Below are 14,564 nucleotides of genomic sequence, written 5' to 3' on the forward strand. Positions count from 1 at the left end.
AGCGCCTGCCGACGGAACGTTCCGTCGGCAGGCGCCTGGGGGTCGTAAACCAGTCAGCTCGGCGAGAGCTTCGGTTCACGTCCGTGAACAGTGAGGTGCGAACAGAACCTCAGTGGATGATGCCGGTACGGAGAGCCACCGCCACCATGCCGGCGCGGTCTCCCGTGCCGAGCTTGCGGGCGATCCGGGCGAGGTGGCTCTTGACGGTCAGTGCGGACAGGCCCATCGAGACGCCGATCGCCTTGTTGGACTGCCCTTCGGCCACCAGCCGCAGCACCTCGACCTCACGGCCGGAGAGCTCGCGGTAGCCGCCCGGGTGGCTCGGGGCACCCGGGGGGCGGCGGTGCATACGGGCGGCGGCGGCGCCGATGGGGGCGGCTCCCGGTCGGGTGGGGAGCCCGAGGTTGGTCCGGGTGCCGGTGACGACATAGCCCTTGACTCCGCCCGCGAGGGCGTTGCGTACGGCGCCGATGTCGTCGGCCGCGGAGAGGGCGAGCCCGTTGGGCCAGCCCGCGGCGCGGGTTTCCGACAGCAGGGTCAGGCCGGAGCCGTCGGGGAGATGGACCTCGGCGACGCAGATGTCTCTGGGACTGCCGATACGGGGACGGGCCTCCGCCACGGAAGAGGCCTCGATGACATCGCGCACACCGAGCGCCCAGAGATGACGGGTGACGGTGGATCGGACGCGCGGGTCGGCCACGACCACCATGGCGGTGGGCTTGTTCGGGCGGTAGGCGACCAGGCTTGCGGGCTGCTCGAGGAGAACGGACACCGGGCCTCCTGGGGTGCGGGACGGCTTGGAAGGTCACAGACGTCTTCGGCACCGAACCCGGCGTCCTTTAGAGAATGATCACGATCTAGTGAGTAACAATTAGTGCAATTCGGACGTACGGTCGATCGTTCGGTGAACACATCGGTTCGTTCGAGGGCCCACTCCTGACTGAAAGTGGCCGTATCGACAAATTGATGCTCCGTGTGGGTGGCCGCCGTGTTCGGTCAGCGCGCCTGCGGATCCCGTCGCTGGGGCAGGGTGACCACCGACGCGTCGCCGGGACCGGCCGGCGGCAGGCCCGCGACCTGGGCCAGCAGGTCGCACCAGGAGGCCAGGTGCCCCGCCGTGTCCGGCACCCCGCCCAGGCCCTCCCGGGGCGTCCAGGAGGCCCGGATCTCGATCTGCGAGGCCGCGGGGCGTTCGGACAGACCGCCGAAGTAGTGCGAACTCGCGCGCGTGACGGTGCCGCTCGGTTCGCCGTACGACAGCCCGCGCGCGGAGAGCGCGCCGGTCAGCCAGGACCAGCACACCTCGGGCAGCAGCGGGTCGGCGGCCATCTCCGGCTCCAGCTCCGCGCGCACCAGCGTCACCAGGCGGAAGGTGCCCCGCCAGGCGTCGTGGCCGTCCGGGTCGTGCAGCAGCACGAGCCGTCCGTCGGCGAGATCCTGGTCGCCGTCGACGACCGCCGCCTCCAACGCGTACGCGTGCGGGGCGAGCCGCTGGGGGGCCCGGGTCGCCTCGATCTCGATCTGCGGCCGCAGCCGACTGCCGCGCAGGGCTTGAACCGCGGCCTGGAAGGCCGGCGGAGCCGCACCGCTCCCATCCCGGTCACTCCCCTTCGCGTCGTCCATTCCGCCCGTGTCGTCCGACAGTCGTCCCTGTGCCGCAGCCATGCGGGAAGGTTAAGGGGAACCGGGGCCTGGTGCGGGCCTAGACACCCTGACTCGGCTCCATGCCCACACAGACACCGCGCACCGGGCACGCATCGCACCGTGCGAGACTTTCCGACGTGAGTGCACACCAGACGCCGCCGTCAGCCACGTACGAATCCGCCTTCCTCAAGGCCTGCCGGCGCGAACCCGTGCCGCACACCCCCGTGTGGTTCATGCGCCAGGCCGGGCGCTCGCTGCCCGAGTACCGCAAGGTGCGCGAGGGCATCCCCATGCTCGAGTCCTGCGCGCGGCCCGAACTGGTCGCCGAGATCACGCTGCAGCCGGTGCGCCGGCACGGCGTGGACGCGGCGATCTACTACAGCGACATCGTCGTCCCGCTCAAGGCCATCGGCATCGACCTCGACATCAAGCCCGGCGTCGGGCCGGTCGTCGAGCGCCCGATCCGCACCCGCGCCGACCTGGCCCAGCTGCGCGACCTCACCCCCGAGGACGTCTCCTACGTCACCGAGGCCATCGGCCTGCTGACCCGCGAGCTCGGCCCGACCCCCCTCATCGGTTTCGCGGGCGCGCCTTTCACCCTCGCGAGTTACCTCGTCGAGGGCGGCCCGTCCCGCACGTACGAGAACGCCAAGTCGATGATGTACGGCGACCCCGAGCTGTGGGCCGACCTCCTCGACCGCCTCGCCGAGATCACCGCCGCCTTCCTGAAGGTCCAGATCGAGGCCGGCGCCTCCGCGGTCCAGCTCTTCGACTCCTGGGCCGGCGCCCTCGCCCCCGCCGACTACCGCCGCTCCGTGCTGCCCGCCTCCGCGAAGGTCTTCGAGGCGGTCGAGGGCTACGGAGTCCCCCGCATCCACTTCGGCGTCGGCACCGGTGAGCTGCTGCAGCTGATGGGAGAGGCCGGCGCGGACGTCGTCGGCGTCGACTGGCGTGTCCCGCTCGACGAGGCCGCCCGCCGCGTCGGTCCCGGCAAGGCGCTCCAGGGCAACCTCGACCCGACGGTCCTGTTCGCGTCCACGGAGGCCGTCGAGGCCAAGACCCGCGAGGTCCTGGACTCCGCCGAGGCGCTGGAGGGCCACGTCTTCAACCTCGGCCACGGCGTCATGCCGTCCACCGACCCGGACGCGCTGACCCACCTCGTCGAGTACGTCCACACGCAGACGGCTCGATAGGCCCCCTCACCACGAGTGCCGGGGCCGCGCCTTCCTGCCGAACAGCAGGCCGCGCGGTTCCGGCGGCGGGGGAGTGCCGGCCTTGAGCGGCCAGGCCAGCAGCATCCCGGCGAGGAAGCCGACGACGTGCGCCGCGTACGCGACCGTGCCCGCCGCGGAGACGCCCTCGCCGGACGAGTAGAACGCCTGCAGCACGAACCAGAAGCCCAGCACCAGCCACGCGGGCAGTCTCAGCGGCAGGAAGACCAGGAAGGGCACCAGGACCCACACCCTGGCCTTCGGATACAGCACCAGATAGGCGCCCAGAACGCCGGCGATGGCTCCCGAGGCGCCGATCAGCGGGTCGGACGAGTCGGCGTTGAGCAGCGCGAAGCCGTACGACGCCGCGTAGCCGCAGACGACGTAGAACAGCGCGAAGCGCACATGGCCCATGCGGTCCTCGACGTTGTTGCCGAAGATCAGCAGGAACAGCATGTTGCCCAGCAGGTGCAGCCAGCCGCCGTGCAGGAACATCGCCGTCAGGACCGACAGCGCGGGGGACTTGTCGTAGTCAGGCGGGGCCACCACACAGCCCGTCGCGCCCTGCGCGTTCGTGCCGACGTCGCCCGTGGGGACGAGCTTCGGCAGCTGATGGTGGATCAACTCCTGCGGGATCGCCGCCCAGTGGTCCAGGAACGCCTGGAGGTGGCACAGCTGCGACACGCTGCTGTCGCCCGCCACGGAGCCGGCCAGGCCGGGCGTGTACAGGAACACGAGGACGTTCGCGGCGATGAGCGCATACGTCACCACGGGGGTGCGGCGCACAGGGTTCACGTCATGGACGGGGATGACCACAAGGAAGTACTGCCCGCGATGGGCCCGGCGAATCGGTGGCGCCTCGGTGAACACCCGCACGCACGCGTGCGTATGTCTCCTCAACCGCCCGCGGCACGGGGAAGGCGGGCCGCGGGGACGACGTGAGGAACAGCGATGAACGACCGTATTACTCCGCCGATGCACGCTCTTCCCGACGGTGAGGCCGAACTCTCCCTGGTGGTGCGACTGCCGTGGGAGGACGTGGCCAGGCTGGGCCAGGAGGCCGGGCGGCTCGCGTCCCAGATGCAGCGGCCGGTGACGCTCGACGAGGCGGTGAGCAACCGGCTCCGGTCCACCCGGTCCGCGGCGCACGCGAAACCGGCCGGTGAGCAGCCCACCGCGATGCCCGCAAGCACCAGCGCCTCCGTCTCGGCGCTGCCGCCCCGGCCGCCCGCCGACCAGGCCCGCCAGGCCATCGAGCGGATCAACGGAACGGCCTAGGTGTATTGATCAGGAGCCCCGCACCTTCGCGACGGCCTTCCTGGCCGCCACCAGCACCGGGTCCCACACCGGGCTGAACGGCGGCGCGTACCCCAGGTCCAGGGCCGTCATCCGCTCCACCGTCATCCCCGCCGTCAGGGCCACCACGGCGATGTCGACCCGCTTGCCCGCCCCCTCCCTCCCGACGATCTGCACGCCGAGCAGCCGCCCCGTGCGGCGCTCGGCGAGCATCTTCACCGTCATGGGGGAGGCGCCCGGGTAGTAGCCGGCCCGGCTGGTGGACTCGATCGTGACCGACACGAACTGCAGGCCCACCCGCCGCGCGTCCTTCTCGCGCAGCCCGGTCCGGGCGATCTCCAGGTCGCAGACCTTGCTGACGGCCGTGCCGACGACCCCCGGGAAGGTGGCGTAGCCGCCGCCGACGCCCGTGCCGATGACCTGGCCGTGCTTGTTGGCGTGGGTACCGAGCGCGATGTGCCGCTCCTGCCCCGACACCAGGTCGAGGACCTCCACGCAGTCACCGCCCGCCCAGATGTTCTCGTGGCCGCGCACCCGCATCGCGAGGTCCGTCAGCAGGCCGCCGTGATCGCCCAGGGGCAGGCCGGCCGCCTTCGCGAGCGTCGTCTCCGGGCGCACGCCGATACCGAGCACCACCACGTCCGCCGGATACTCCGCGTCCTGCGTGACCACCGCCCGCACCCGGCCGTCCTCGCCGGTGAGCACCTTGGCCACCTCGGTGTCGTTGACCATGGTGATGCCCAGGCCCTCCATGGCCTCGTGCACCAGGCGGCCCATGTCCGGGTCGAGCGTCGACATGGGCTCGCTGCCCCGGTTGACGACCGTCACCTCGTAGCCGCGGTTGATCAGCGCCTCGGCCATCTCCACGCCGATGTACCCGGCACCGACGACCACCGCCTTGCGGCCACGCGTGCGGGCCAGCGTCTCGATGAGCGCCCGGCCGTCGTCGAGCGTCTGCACCCCGTGCACACCGGGGGCGTCGGCGCCCGGCATGTCCGGGCGGATCGGGCGGGCGCCGGTCGCGATCACGAGCTTGTCGTACGAGGTCCAGGACTCGGCCCCCGAATCGAGCTCACGCGCGCGTACCCGCTGCCCGCCGACGTCGATCTCCGTGACCTCGGTGCGCATGCGCAGGTCGATGCCGCGCTCCCGGTGCTCCTCGGGCGTACGGGCGATCAACTCGTCCGGCCCGGCGACGTCCCCGCCCACCCAGTACGGGATCCCGCACGCCGAGTAGGAGGTGAAGTGACCCCGCTCGAACGCCACGATCTCCAGCTCGTCGGGGCCTCTCATCCGGCGGGCCTGCGACGCCGCGGACATCCCCGCGGCGTCGCCGCCGATCACCACCAGACGTTCCCTCGTGTCCCGCGTACGGCTCATGTTCATGCGAACACGCTACGAGGGCGGGGCATTTCAGCCCCGCTCGCCCCGCTCCCGCGTGCCTGCCGGGTCCTGCGCGCGCTCCGGGTCCGGGACGGGACGCGCCGCGGGCAGCGGGCCCAGGGCGGTCGAGGCGCCCGTGGAGGCCGGCCGGCGCGGCAGCCGGGGCCGGACGAGCCGCAGCCACACCAGCACGAGCAGCGCGATCCCGGCCAGGAACGGCAGCACCGCGGCCAGCGCCACCACGATCCAGCGCAGCATGGTCACGAACGCGTCCCAGCCGCCCGCCAGCGCGTCCACGACGCCGGGGTCGTCGTCCGCCGCGGCCTTGACGACAGGGGACTCGGACAGGGACAGCGTGATGGTGGCCAGACTCGTGCGGTCCTTCAGGGACGCTTGGCGGGCCAGCAGCGACTCCAGGTCGGCCTGACGGGTGCTCAGTTCACCCTCCAGGGTGACCACGTCGCTCAGCTGGGTCGCCTTGTCCATCAGCTCCCGGATCCGCGCCACGCTCGCGCGCTGCGTCGCGATCCGGCTCTGCACGTCGACGACCTGGTCGGTGACGTCCTGCGCGTTCGCGGTGCGCTCCAGGAGCTTGCCCGCGCCCTCCAGGTCGACGAGGACCTCGTCGTACTTCTCGACGGGCACCCGCAGCACCACCTCCGTCTGCTCGCGGCCCTCCTCGTCGCGGGAGGTGGACTCCTTGCCGACGAACCCGCCCGAGTTCTCGGTGGTGGTGCGGGCCGCCGCGAGCGCCTTGGGCACGTTCTTGACCTGCACGGTCAGCGTGGCGGTGCGGATGATGTGGTTCGCGGCGGGGTTCGGCGCGGCGGTGGCCTGCTTGCCGCCCGCGCCGCTCTCGGCGCCTGCCGCGCCCTCGGGAGCCTGGGAGGCGGCCGCCCGGTCGTCCTTGAGGGCGCCGCTGCCGTCGTCGTCACCGGCGCCGCTGCACCCGGTCAGCGCCAGGGCCGCGGCCAGCAGCAGCCCGGCCAGGGCCTGGACGGGCCGCACGGAGCTTCGTGAACGGCGTGAACGTGGTGCGCGCATGAGCGTCCCCCCGAGGGTCGTGAACAACTGACGCTTCTTCGACGCCGCGGGGGGCGCGAACGTTGGACCCGGGCGGTCCCGATGCGGTCACGGTCAGGACTCGTGAAGGACACCGGGCCGCCGGTGGACTGTCGGCGGGGTCTGAGAGGCTGGATCCATGAGCGGATCACATGTCGTCGTCATCGGAGCCGGCATCGCGGGACTGGCCGCGGCCCACCGGCTGACGCAGCGCGGCGCGCGCGTCACCGTCCTGGAGGCGTCGGACCGTGTCGGCGGCAAGCTGCTGCCCGGCGAGATCGCGGGCGCGCGCGTGGACTTCGGCGCCGAGTCGATGCTGGCCCGCAGGCCGGAGGCGGTGGCCCTGGCGCGTGAGGTGGGCCTGCACGAGCGCCTCCGGGCGCCGGCCACCGCGACCGCCTCGATCTGGACCCGCGGCGCCCTGCGCCCGATGCCCAAGGGCCACGTCATGGGCGTCCCCGGCAGCGCCGAGGCTCTCGCCGGAGTGCTGTCCGAGGAGGGCCTCGCCCGCATCGCGCAGGACGCCGAGCTGCCCCGCACGGAGGTCGGCGACGACGTGGCGGTGGGGGAGTTCGTCGCGGCGCGTCTGGGCCGCGAGGTCGTCGACCGCCTCATCGAGCCCCTGCTGGGCGGGGTGTACGCGGGCGACGCGTACCGCATCTCGATGCGCTCGGCGGTCCCGCAGCTCTTCCAGGTCGCCCGGACCCACACCTCGCTCACCGAGGGCGTCCGCGAGATCCAGGCCCGGATGGCCGCCGGCCGGCAGACCGGGCCTGTCTTCATGGGCATCGAGGGCGGTGTCGGCACCCTCCCGCTCGCCGTCGCCGACGCGGTCCGCGCGGGGGGCGGCGAGATCGTCACCGGCGCCCCGGTGAGCGAGCTGCGCCGCGAACCCTCCGGCGGCTGGAAGATCGTCACCGCGGACCGCCCCCTGCACGCGGACGCCGTGATCGTCGCCGTCCCCGCCCCGGCCGCCGCCGGCCTGCTGCGCGCCGAGGCCCCCGAGGCCGCCACCGAGCTCGACACCGTGGAGTACGCCTCCATGGCCCTGGTCACCCTCGCCTACCGCCGCTCCGACACGGCCCTGCCCGCGGGCAGCGGCTTCCTCGTCCCGCCGGTGGACGGCCGCACCATCAAGGCCGCCACCTTCGCCTCCCAGAAGTGGGGCTGGATCGCCGAGGAGAACCCGGAACTGGCGGTCCTGCGCACCTCCGTGGGCCGCTTCGGCGAGACGGAGATCCTGGAGCGCGACGACCCCGCCCTGGTGGACGTCTCCCGCCGCGACCTCGAAGCGGCCACCGGCCTGGTCGCCACCCCGGTCGAGACCCGGGTCACCCGCTGGACCGACGGCCTGCCCCAGTACCCCGTCGGCCATCACGCGCGCGTGGCCCGCATCCGCGAGCACGTCGGCAAGCTTCCGGGCCTCGCGGTGTGCGGCGCGCAGTACGACGGCGTCGGCATCCCGGCCTGCGTCGCGAGCGCCCACGCGGCCGTGGACCAGATCCAGGGCGACCTCACCGCGGTGCGGGAGCTCACGGCCAACCCGGTGCAGAGTCTGCACGGCGGCGCGGGAGAATAGCGGTCATGAGCAACGACGCCCCCACCCCCGAGTCCGGCAGGGTCCCGAACAAGGGCAAGCTGGCCAAGGACCTCAACGAGGTCATCCGTTACACGCTCTGGTCCGTCTTCAAGCTGAAGGACGTGCTCCCCGAGGACCGCACCGGGTACGCCGACGAGGTCCAGGAGCTGTTCGACCAGCTCGCCGCCAAGGACGTCACGATCCGCGGCACCTACGACGTGTCCGGGCTGCGCGCCGACGCCGACGTCATGATCTGGTGGCACGCGGAGACCAGCGACCAGCTCCAGGAGGCGTACAACCTCTTCCGCCGCACGAAGCTGGGCCGCGCGCTGGAGCCGGTCTGGTCGAACATGGCGCTGCACCGCCCCGCCGAGTTCAACCGCTCGCACATCCCGGCGTTCCTGGCGGACGAGCACGCGCGCGACTACGTGAGCGTGTACCCGTTCGTCCGCTCCTACGACTGGTACCTCCTGCCCGACGAGGACCGGCGCCGCATGCTCGCCGACCACGGCAAGATGGCCCGCGGCTACCCGGACGTCCGCGCCAACACGGTCGCCTCCTTCTCCCTCGGCGACTACGAGTGGATCCTGGCGTTCGAGGCCGACGAGCTCTACCGCATCGTCGACCTCATGCGCCACCTGCGCGCCTCGGAGGCCCGGATGCATGTCCGTGAGGAGGTCCCGTTCTACACGGGCCGCCGCAAGGACATCGGCGACCTCGTGGCGGGTCTCGCCTGATCAGCGAGTCGGTTCGCCGGTCGCCTTCCGGGAGCCGGCCGTCGGCTTCGCCTTCGGCTGCGGCTCGGGGTGCGGGGCGCACGCGGCGCGCCGCACCGGGAGGCTGCCCTCCAGCAGGTAGGCGTCCAGGTATCCGTTGACGCAGGGGTTCGGGCCGCCCGCGATGCCGTGCGTGCCCGCGTCCCGCTCGGTCACCAGCACCGAACCGGACAGCCGCCGGTGCAGCTCCAGGGCGCCGTCGTACGGCGCCGCCGCGTCCCGCTCGGCGGCCAGGATCAGGGTCGCGGGCAGCTCACCGGGTCCGGTCCGCACGTCCAGGGGCTCCTGCCGGGCCGTGGGCCAGTACGCGCAGGGCAGGTTCATCCACACGTTGTCCCACGTCTCGAACGGCGCCACCCGCGCCAGCCGGGTGTTGTCCCGGTCCCACACCTTCCAGTCCGTCGGCCAGGGCGCGTCGTTGCACTCGACGGCGGTGTAGACCGCGTTCGCGTTCTCCGCCTCCCGCGCCGCCTCCTGATGCGGCGCCGCCTGCTGGATCAGCGGCTTCGGATCGCCCTTGAGGTACGCCGACAGGGCCTGCGCCCGGTGCGGCCAGAAGTCGTCGTAGTAACCCGCCGACAGGAACGCCCCCTGGAGCTGCCCCGGCCCGACCTTCCCGCCGGCCGGCTCGGCGGCCAGCCGCGCCGCCGCCCTGTCGTAGCTGCGCAGCACCTCCTCGGACGTGGCTCCGAGGCCGTACACGTCGTCGTGCCGGGCCACCCATTCCCGGAAGTCGGACCAGCGCTCCTCGAAGGCGGCCGACTGGTCCAGGTTGTTGCGGTACCAGACCTGCTCCGGGGCCGGGTTCACGGCCGCGTCGAACACCATCCGCCGTACGTGCGAGGGGAAGAGCGTCGCGTACAGCGCGCCGAAGTAGGTCCCGTACGACGCCCCCATGAACGTCAGTCGCTGCTCGCCCAGCGCGGCCCGCAGGACGTCGAGGTCCCGGGCGTTGTTCAGGGAGTTGTAGAACGGCAGGACCGCGCCCGCCTTCCGCGCGCACTCGCGCGCGTACGTCTTCGCCTGCGCGACGCGTTCCTTCTTGTACGACGGCGAGGGATGCGTCGGCGCCTGGGTGGGCGCCTTGAAGTACCGCTTCGGGTCCGTGCAGGACAGCGGCGCCGAACGGCCCACCCCGCGCGGGGCGTAGCCGACCAGGTCGTAGGCCGCGGCGAGCCCCTTCCACTCGGGCAGCGCGCCGATCAGCGGGAAGTACATGCCGGAGGCGCCGGGCCCGCCGGGGTTGTAGACCAGGGCGCCCTGCCGGGGCACCCGGCGCTTGCTGTTGTGCGGGTCCTTCTGGGTGGCCCGCACCCGGCTGACGGTCAGTGCGATCTGCCGGCCGTCGGGGTGGGCGTAGTCGAGCGGGACGGACACCGTGCCGCACTGGACGCCGCCGGGCAGGTCCTCCGCGGCGGGGCAGGCGCCGAAGCGGACGCCGGCCGTCCCGGCGCGCGCGGCGGCGACCGCTGTGCCGTGCCGCTCGGCCGCCCCCGGGGCGGCCGGGGCGCCCCCGGCGGGTGCGGCGGCGAGCGTGGTCAGGAGCAGGGCTCCGGCGACCGTGTGGAGGGCGGGAGCTCTCATCGGTGTCCCTTCGGTGCGCGGCAGCGACAAAAGGGATGTTTGGTTCGGCCGTGGGGGAAGGCAAGCACCGCCTCGCCGGTGTCGGCCCCAATGCCTCCGTGCGCCCCCGGGTGGGCTCAGTCGCGCCGGTGCGGACGGCGGTGCTCCTCGCCGTGTCCGCCGGGTCGCTCCGCCCGCCTTACCTCGCGGTGCGGGCCGTGGTGCTGCTCGCGGTGGGCGAAGGCCGCGCGCAGGTCCGGTTCGCCGACCGCGCTGATGCCGCGCACGGCGACGGAGGTGAGATACGTCCGCTCGTCCGTGCCGGCCGGGCGCCGGGTCAGGGTGCCCAGGAGCCGCTGGCCCGCCGGGGAGGCCCAGCGCGAGTACGGGTGGACCTCCATCCGCGCGATGGCCAGACAGCTCACGGTCAGTGCCAGCGGCAGCGCGAACCAGAGGGCGACCAGCTGCCGCGGCATCTGGGACGGGGCCGGCGCCAGCAGCGCGATCGCGCCCAGCGCGACGACGGCCACCGAGGCCAGCCGCACCTGGCGGACCGCCACCGCGATACCGGAACAGGTGCCGGCGGGCACGGCGAGCCCCGCGTCCACGAGCCGGTCGGCGAGGCTGCGCACCGCCTCCGCCGAGGCCGCGTCCGCCCGCACCGGAGCGATCCGGGACTGTCCCTCGGGCCCGATGGCCCCGATGACCGTGCGCTCCATCTCGTCGCGGCCGCGCGGATCCACGACGGTCGCCCAGCCGGTGTGGGCCAGCAGCAGCCGGCGCTGGCGGGCCATGGAGACGAGTGTCAGATCGGCGACCCGCCGCGGGCCGCCGGACAGGAACGCGGCCTCGTAGAGCGTCAGATCGTGTCCCCGGGCATCCGCGTCGGCGGCCGCCGCGTGTACGGCGGCCAGGCACAGTCGCGTGCACGCGGTGCCGGCGGCGGCCCAGGCCAGCAGCAGAAGAAGAACCCAGAACATGCCGCGTTTCTATGCCAAAGGCTCCTGGCGGCGCCATGGGCTGTTCAGGATCCGGACGGAGTGTTGTCGGTGTGTGACGTTCCGTTTGTCCGGAAGCGGACTACGACGGCTCGGGCAACGGGGGCGGGCTGGAGGCGGCCGGGGGAAGGGTGAAGGTCGTGACGTACGGCGACGGGGTGACCGGGACGACCTGGCCCGGGTCGGTCGTCGGGCCGGGCGGTGCCGGGGAGTTGGTGATGGGCGGGGTGCTGCCCATGGCCATGTCCCGGGCCAGGGCGCCGAAGTCGACGTACCCGGTGGCCTCAAGGACCTTGATGTGGTCCAGCACGGTGCTGTTGGCGTCGTCGGCCAGCGCGCGGACCAGGGAGTTCTGGGTGCTCGCGCGGACCTCGGCGACGACGGAGAACACCCTGCCGTGGGCGAGGCGCAGGATGTTGGCGAACTGGCTGTCGAAGTCGACGCCCTGGGCCTGGTCCAGGGTGGCGAGCCACTGCTTCTGCTGCTCGTTGGGCTCGTTGGGCAGGGCCAGTCCGAGCTTGGACGCCACGTCCCGCACGCGCGCGTCGAGGAAGGTGTGCCCCTCCACGAGGTGCTGCCCCGCCGTCCGTACGGCCTGCGTCGTGCCCTTCCGCTGCGCCTGCTGACCCGCGGGCAGCTCCCACAGCCCCGCCAGCCGCACCTTCGTGACGAACTCCCGGTCCAGCGCGGAGAGCGGTCCGTAGGGCGTCGTCACGGTCTCGGCGTTGAGCACGCTCAGTCCCGTGCCGGAGCGGTCGGCGTACGACCACATCGGGACGAGCAGGGCCACGAGGGTCGCCGTCAGCCCGACGATGATGACGCCGGTGCCGGTGAAGATGCCTCGTCCCTTGACGGGCGGTCGCGGTCGCATGGTGCCTCCTGGTGCGGCACCGCACGCTAGGGGGTCTCAGGTGCGGGATTGACATATTACTGCCGCGTCAATATCCACTTCCGCCGTGTTCGCCCGGACACGGCGGCCCGCCCCCGCACGCGGACTCTCACCGCCGCAGCGCCCTCCGCGTCGCCCGGGCCAGCCGGACTCCCGGCCTCCGGGACCTCGGTGCCGGGCCGGAACGCTCCAGCCACCACTCCCGCAGTTCCCGCCGCACCCGCGCGCCCTCCAGCTCCCCGCCCAGCAGGAGGTGTTCGGCGAAGTCCAGCGCGTCCCGCCGATACCCGTCCGTCATCGGTGCCCCCTGCGCGTACGCCAGGAACGCCGCCCGGTAACCCGCCCCGAGGATCACCGGCAGCTCGGGCGCCACCTTCGCCACCACGTCCGCCCGCTTCGCCGCGAGCGCCCGCGCCTGCACCCCCAGTCGCACCCGGTCGAACCCCTCGGGCGCCGGTGTCCCGGCCACGAGCGCGGACAGCAGCGCGGTCTGGGCGAGCGCGACCCGCTGCCGGGCGGGCTCGGTCGAGACGCTCGACGGCTCCGCGGCAGCGCGCCACGCACCGGTGGCCCGCGCACCGCCCCCCTTCTCCACCGCTTCCCGGATCGCCGCCAACTCCCCCTCCAGCTCGGCCGGTTCGGGGAAGTTCTCGTCCCGCTCCAGCAGCACCCCCGGCGGTGACACCCGGGACGCGAGCTCGGTGAGGATGTCGAGGACCGGCCGCGGCACCGGGTGGGCGTGGCTGTCGTGCCACACCCCGTCCCGCTCGAAGCCGCCCGCGACATGGACGTACGCGATGGCCTCCAGGGGGAGTTCGGCGAGCGCCTCGGCCGGGTCCTCGCCGCGGTTGACGTGGTTGGTGTGCAGGTTGGCCACGTCGATCAGCAGCCGCACCCCGGTCCGGTCGGCCAGCTCGTAGAGGAACTGCCCCTCGGTCATCTCCTCGCCCGGCCACGCGATCAGTGCGGCGATGTTCTCCACGGCGAGCGGCACAGGCAGCGCGTCCTGCGCGATGCGGATGTTCTCGCACAGGACGTCCAGGGCGTCCCGGGTGCGCGGCACGGGCAGCAGATGCCCGGCCTCCAGGCGCGCGGAGGCGGTCAGCGGGCCGCCCGCCCGGACGAACGCGATGTGCTCGGTGACCAGCGGCGAGCCCAGTGCCTCGGCCCGCTCGGCGAGAGCCAGCAGCCGCCCGGCGTCGGGCCGGTCCGCCCCGCCGAGGCCGAGCGAGACACCGTGCGGCACCACGGTCACCCCGCGCTCGCGCAGCCGTCGCAGCGACCCGGGCAGGTGCCCGGGGCAGACGTTCTCGGCCACGGCCTCGACCCAGTCGATGCCCGGCATGTTCTCCACGGCGTCCGCGATCTCCGGCCGCCATCCGATCCCCGTGCCCAGTCGCTCCATGGTCCGTCCCCTCCCTCGGCCAGTCCCGCATCCGCTCCGGTCGTCGCCCGCCCGCCCGACGTGACGGAGGTATGGCCCCGGAGTCCGGGCCCGAACCGCGCCGGGGGGACCTTCAGAGCAACATTTGAGGTTCGGGGCGGTGCGATCACCCGCCCGTCGCGGGCCATGCCCGCGGTTCGCGGCCCAGCAGCCGCAGTGCCTCCTCCAGCGGCCCGGACCCCTCCGCCACCGGCAACGCGGGCGCGAACGCGAATCCCGGGCCCCGGCCGGCCGGATCCGTGGGCACGCGCCGGGCCACGGCCAGGGCCGCGCCGAGCACCTCGTCCGCCAGCCGGAGCCGCACCCCGAGCGCGGCCGCCACGTCCCACGCGTGCACGACGTAGTCGACGAAGTGGAAGCCGATCGCCGTACGGCCGGCGAACCCTCCGCCCAGCTCCGGCAGCACGAACTCCCGTTCCGTCACGCCCGGTGCCGCGAACGCCGAGAGCACCGCGTCCGCGGCCGCGCGATGCGCCCGAGCGGGCTCGTCCACCTCCACCCGCTCCCGCCAGTGCTCCCGCTCGCCGCCCACGCCCCGTGCGGCGGCGGCGAACCCGTGGTGCTGCGCGGTCATGTGCGCCACCAGCCGCCGCAGGTCCCACCCCGCACAGGGGGTGTCCCGCGCCCAGTGGTCACCGCCCCGGGCCAGCTCCACCACCCGCGCGGCCTCCAGTACGGCGATCCGGTCCAGCTCGACGACATCCATCAGCGCTCCTCCG

General features: G+C 73.2%; 14 protein-coding genes. 4 read left to right on the top strand and 10 right to left on the bottom strand.

Annotated features, from left to right (window positions below; all coding sequences use genetic code 11):
- Positions 1-109 precede the first annotated feature (109 nt).
- Both AQI94_RS25540 and AQI94_RS25545 read right to left on the bottom strand, forming a co-directional pair.
- Positions 110-772: a helix-turn-helix transcriptional regulator gene (locus AQI94_RS25540; protein WP_031044887.1), complete on the bottom strand. Its 663-nt coding sequence runs from the start codon at positions 770-772 to the stop codon at positions 110-112.
- Between the two features lie 224 nt (positions 773-996).
- The gene (locus AQI94_RS25545; protein ID WP_078902720.1) at positions 997-1,665 is read right to left on the bottom strand and encodes a DUF3000 domain-containing protein; all 669 of its coding nucleotides are present in this window, start codon (positions 1,663-1,665) and stop codon (positions 997-999) included.
- 116 nt (positions 1,666-1,781) lie between these two features.
- On the opposite strand from AQI94_RS25545, the gene hemE reads away from it, so the two are divergent.
- Entirely contained in the window at positions 1,782-2,837 is a 1,056-nt protein-coding gene (hemE, locus tag AQI94_RS25550; RefSeq protein ID WP_031044893.1) for a uroporphyrinogen decarboxylase, read from the top strand.
- Between the two features lie 6 nt (positions 2,838-2,843).
- On the opposite strand, the gene AQI94_RS25555 is transcribed toward hemE, so the two are convergent.
- Positions 2,844-3,671 (bottom strand): rhomboid family intramembrane serine protease, encoded by an 828-nt coding sequence (locus AQI94_RS25555; RefSeq protein ID WP_031044896.1) that lies wholly within the window; start codon positions 3,669-3,671, stop codon positions 2,844-2,846.
- A gap of 135 nt (positions 3,672-3,806) precedes the next feature.
- Between AQI94_RS25555 and AQI94_RS25560 the strand changes: the two genes are divergently transcribed.
- Positions 3,807-4,133, top strand: a complete 327-nt coding sequence (locus AQI94_RS25560; protein ID WP_031044898.1) for a hypothetical protein — start codon at positions 3,807-3,809, stop codon at positions 4,131-4,133.
- Between the two features lie 9 nt (positions 4,134-4,142).
- Here the strand turns inward: AQI94_RS25560 and AQI94_RS25565 are convergent, their stop codons facing one another.
- Complete coding sequence (locus tag AQI94_RS25565; protein WP_031044903.1) at positions 4,143-5,537, bottom strand: FAD-dependent oxidoreductase; 1,395 nt, start codon at positions 5,535-5,537, stop codon at positions 4,143-4,145.
- A 27-nt stretch (positions 5,538-5,564) separates the two neighbouring features.
- A complete protein-coding gene (locus tag AQI94_RS25570; RefSeq protein WP_062229992.1) occupies positions 5,565-6,578 on the bottom strand; it encodes a DUF4349 domain-containing protein in 1,014 nt (337 codons plus the stop codon).
- A 157-nt stretch (positions 6,579-6,735) separates the two neighbouring features.
- Here AQI94_RS25570 and hemG point away from each other — a divergent pair, with 157 nt between their 5' ends.
- Both hemG and hemQ read left to right on the top strand, forming a co-directional pair.
- Positions 6,736-8,175, top strand: coding sequence for a protoporphyrinogen oxidase (hemG, locus tag AQI94_RS25575; protein WP_031052471.1), 1,440 nt, complete (start codon positions 6,736-6,738; stop codon positions 8,173-8,175).
- Positions 8,176-8,180: 5 nt separating this feature from the next.
- The gene (gene hemQ, locus AQI94_RS25580; RefSeq protein ID WP_031052469.1) at positions 8,181-8,912 is read left to right on the top strand and encodes a hydrogen peroxide-dependent heme synthase; all 732 of its coding nucleotides are present in this window, start codon (positions 8,181-8,183) and stop codon (positions 8,910-8,912) included.
- Here the strand turns inward: hemQ and AQI94_RS25585 are convergent, their stop codons facing one another.
- The 5 genes from AQI94_RS25585 to AQI94_RS25605 form a co-directional block, all read right to left on the bottom strand.
- On the bottom strand, positions 8,913-10,535 hold the full coding sequence (locus AQI94_RS25585) for an alpha/beta hydrolase (RefSeq protein WP_062229945.1): 1,623 nt from the start codon (positions 10,533-10,535) through the stop codon (positions 8,913-8,915). It abuts the gene before it with no gap.
- A 116-nt stretch (positions 10,536-10,651) separates the two neighbouring features.
- Positions 10,652-11,494, bottom strand: a complete 843-nt coding sequence (locus AQI94_RS25590) for a TIGR04222 domain-containing membrane protein (RefSeq protein WP_031044965.1) — start codon at positions 11,492-11,494, stop codon at positions 10,652-10,654.
- Between the two features lie 100 nt (positions 11,495-11,594).
- Positions 11,595-12,383: a DUF4142 domain-containing protein gene (locus tag AQI94_RS25595; protein WP_031044966.1), complete on the bottom strand. Its 789-nt coding sequence runs from the start codon at positions 12,381-12,383 to the stop codon at positions 11,595-11,597.
- Positions 12,384-12,510: 127 nt separating this feature from the next.
- A complete protein-coding gene (locus AQI94_RS25600) occupies positions 12,511-13,806 on the bottom strand; it encodes a DUF692 domain-containing protein (protein ID WP_031044967.1) in 1,296 nt (431 codons plus the stop codon).
- Between the two features lie 145 nt (positions 13,807-13,951).
- Positions 13,952-14,551: a TIGR03086 family metal-binding protein gene (locus AQI94_RS25605; protein ID WP_031044968.1), complete on the bottom strand. Its 600-nt coding sequence runs from the start codon at positions 14,549-14,551 to the stop codon at positions 13,952-13,954.
- Positions 14,552-14,564: the final 13 nt, after the last annotated feature.

This window comes from Streptomyces pseudovenezuelae, from assembly GCF_001513955.1.
Classification (GTDB): domain Bacteria; phylum Actinomycetota; class Actinomycetes; order Streptomycetales; family Streptomycetaceae; genus Streptomyces; species Streptomyces pseudovenezuelae.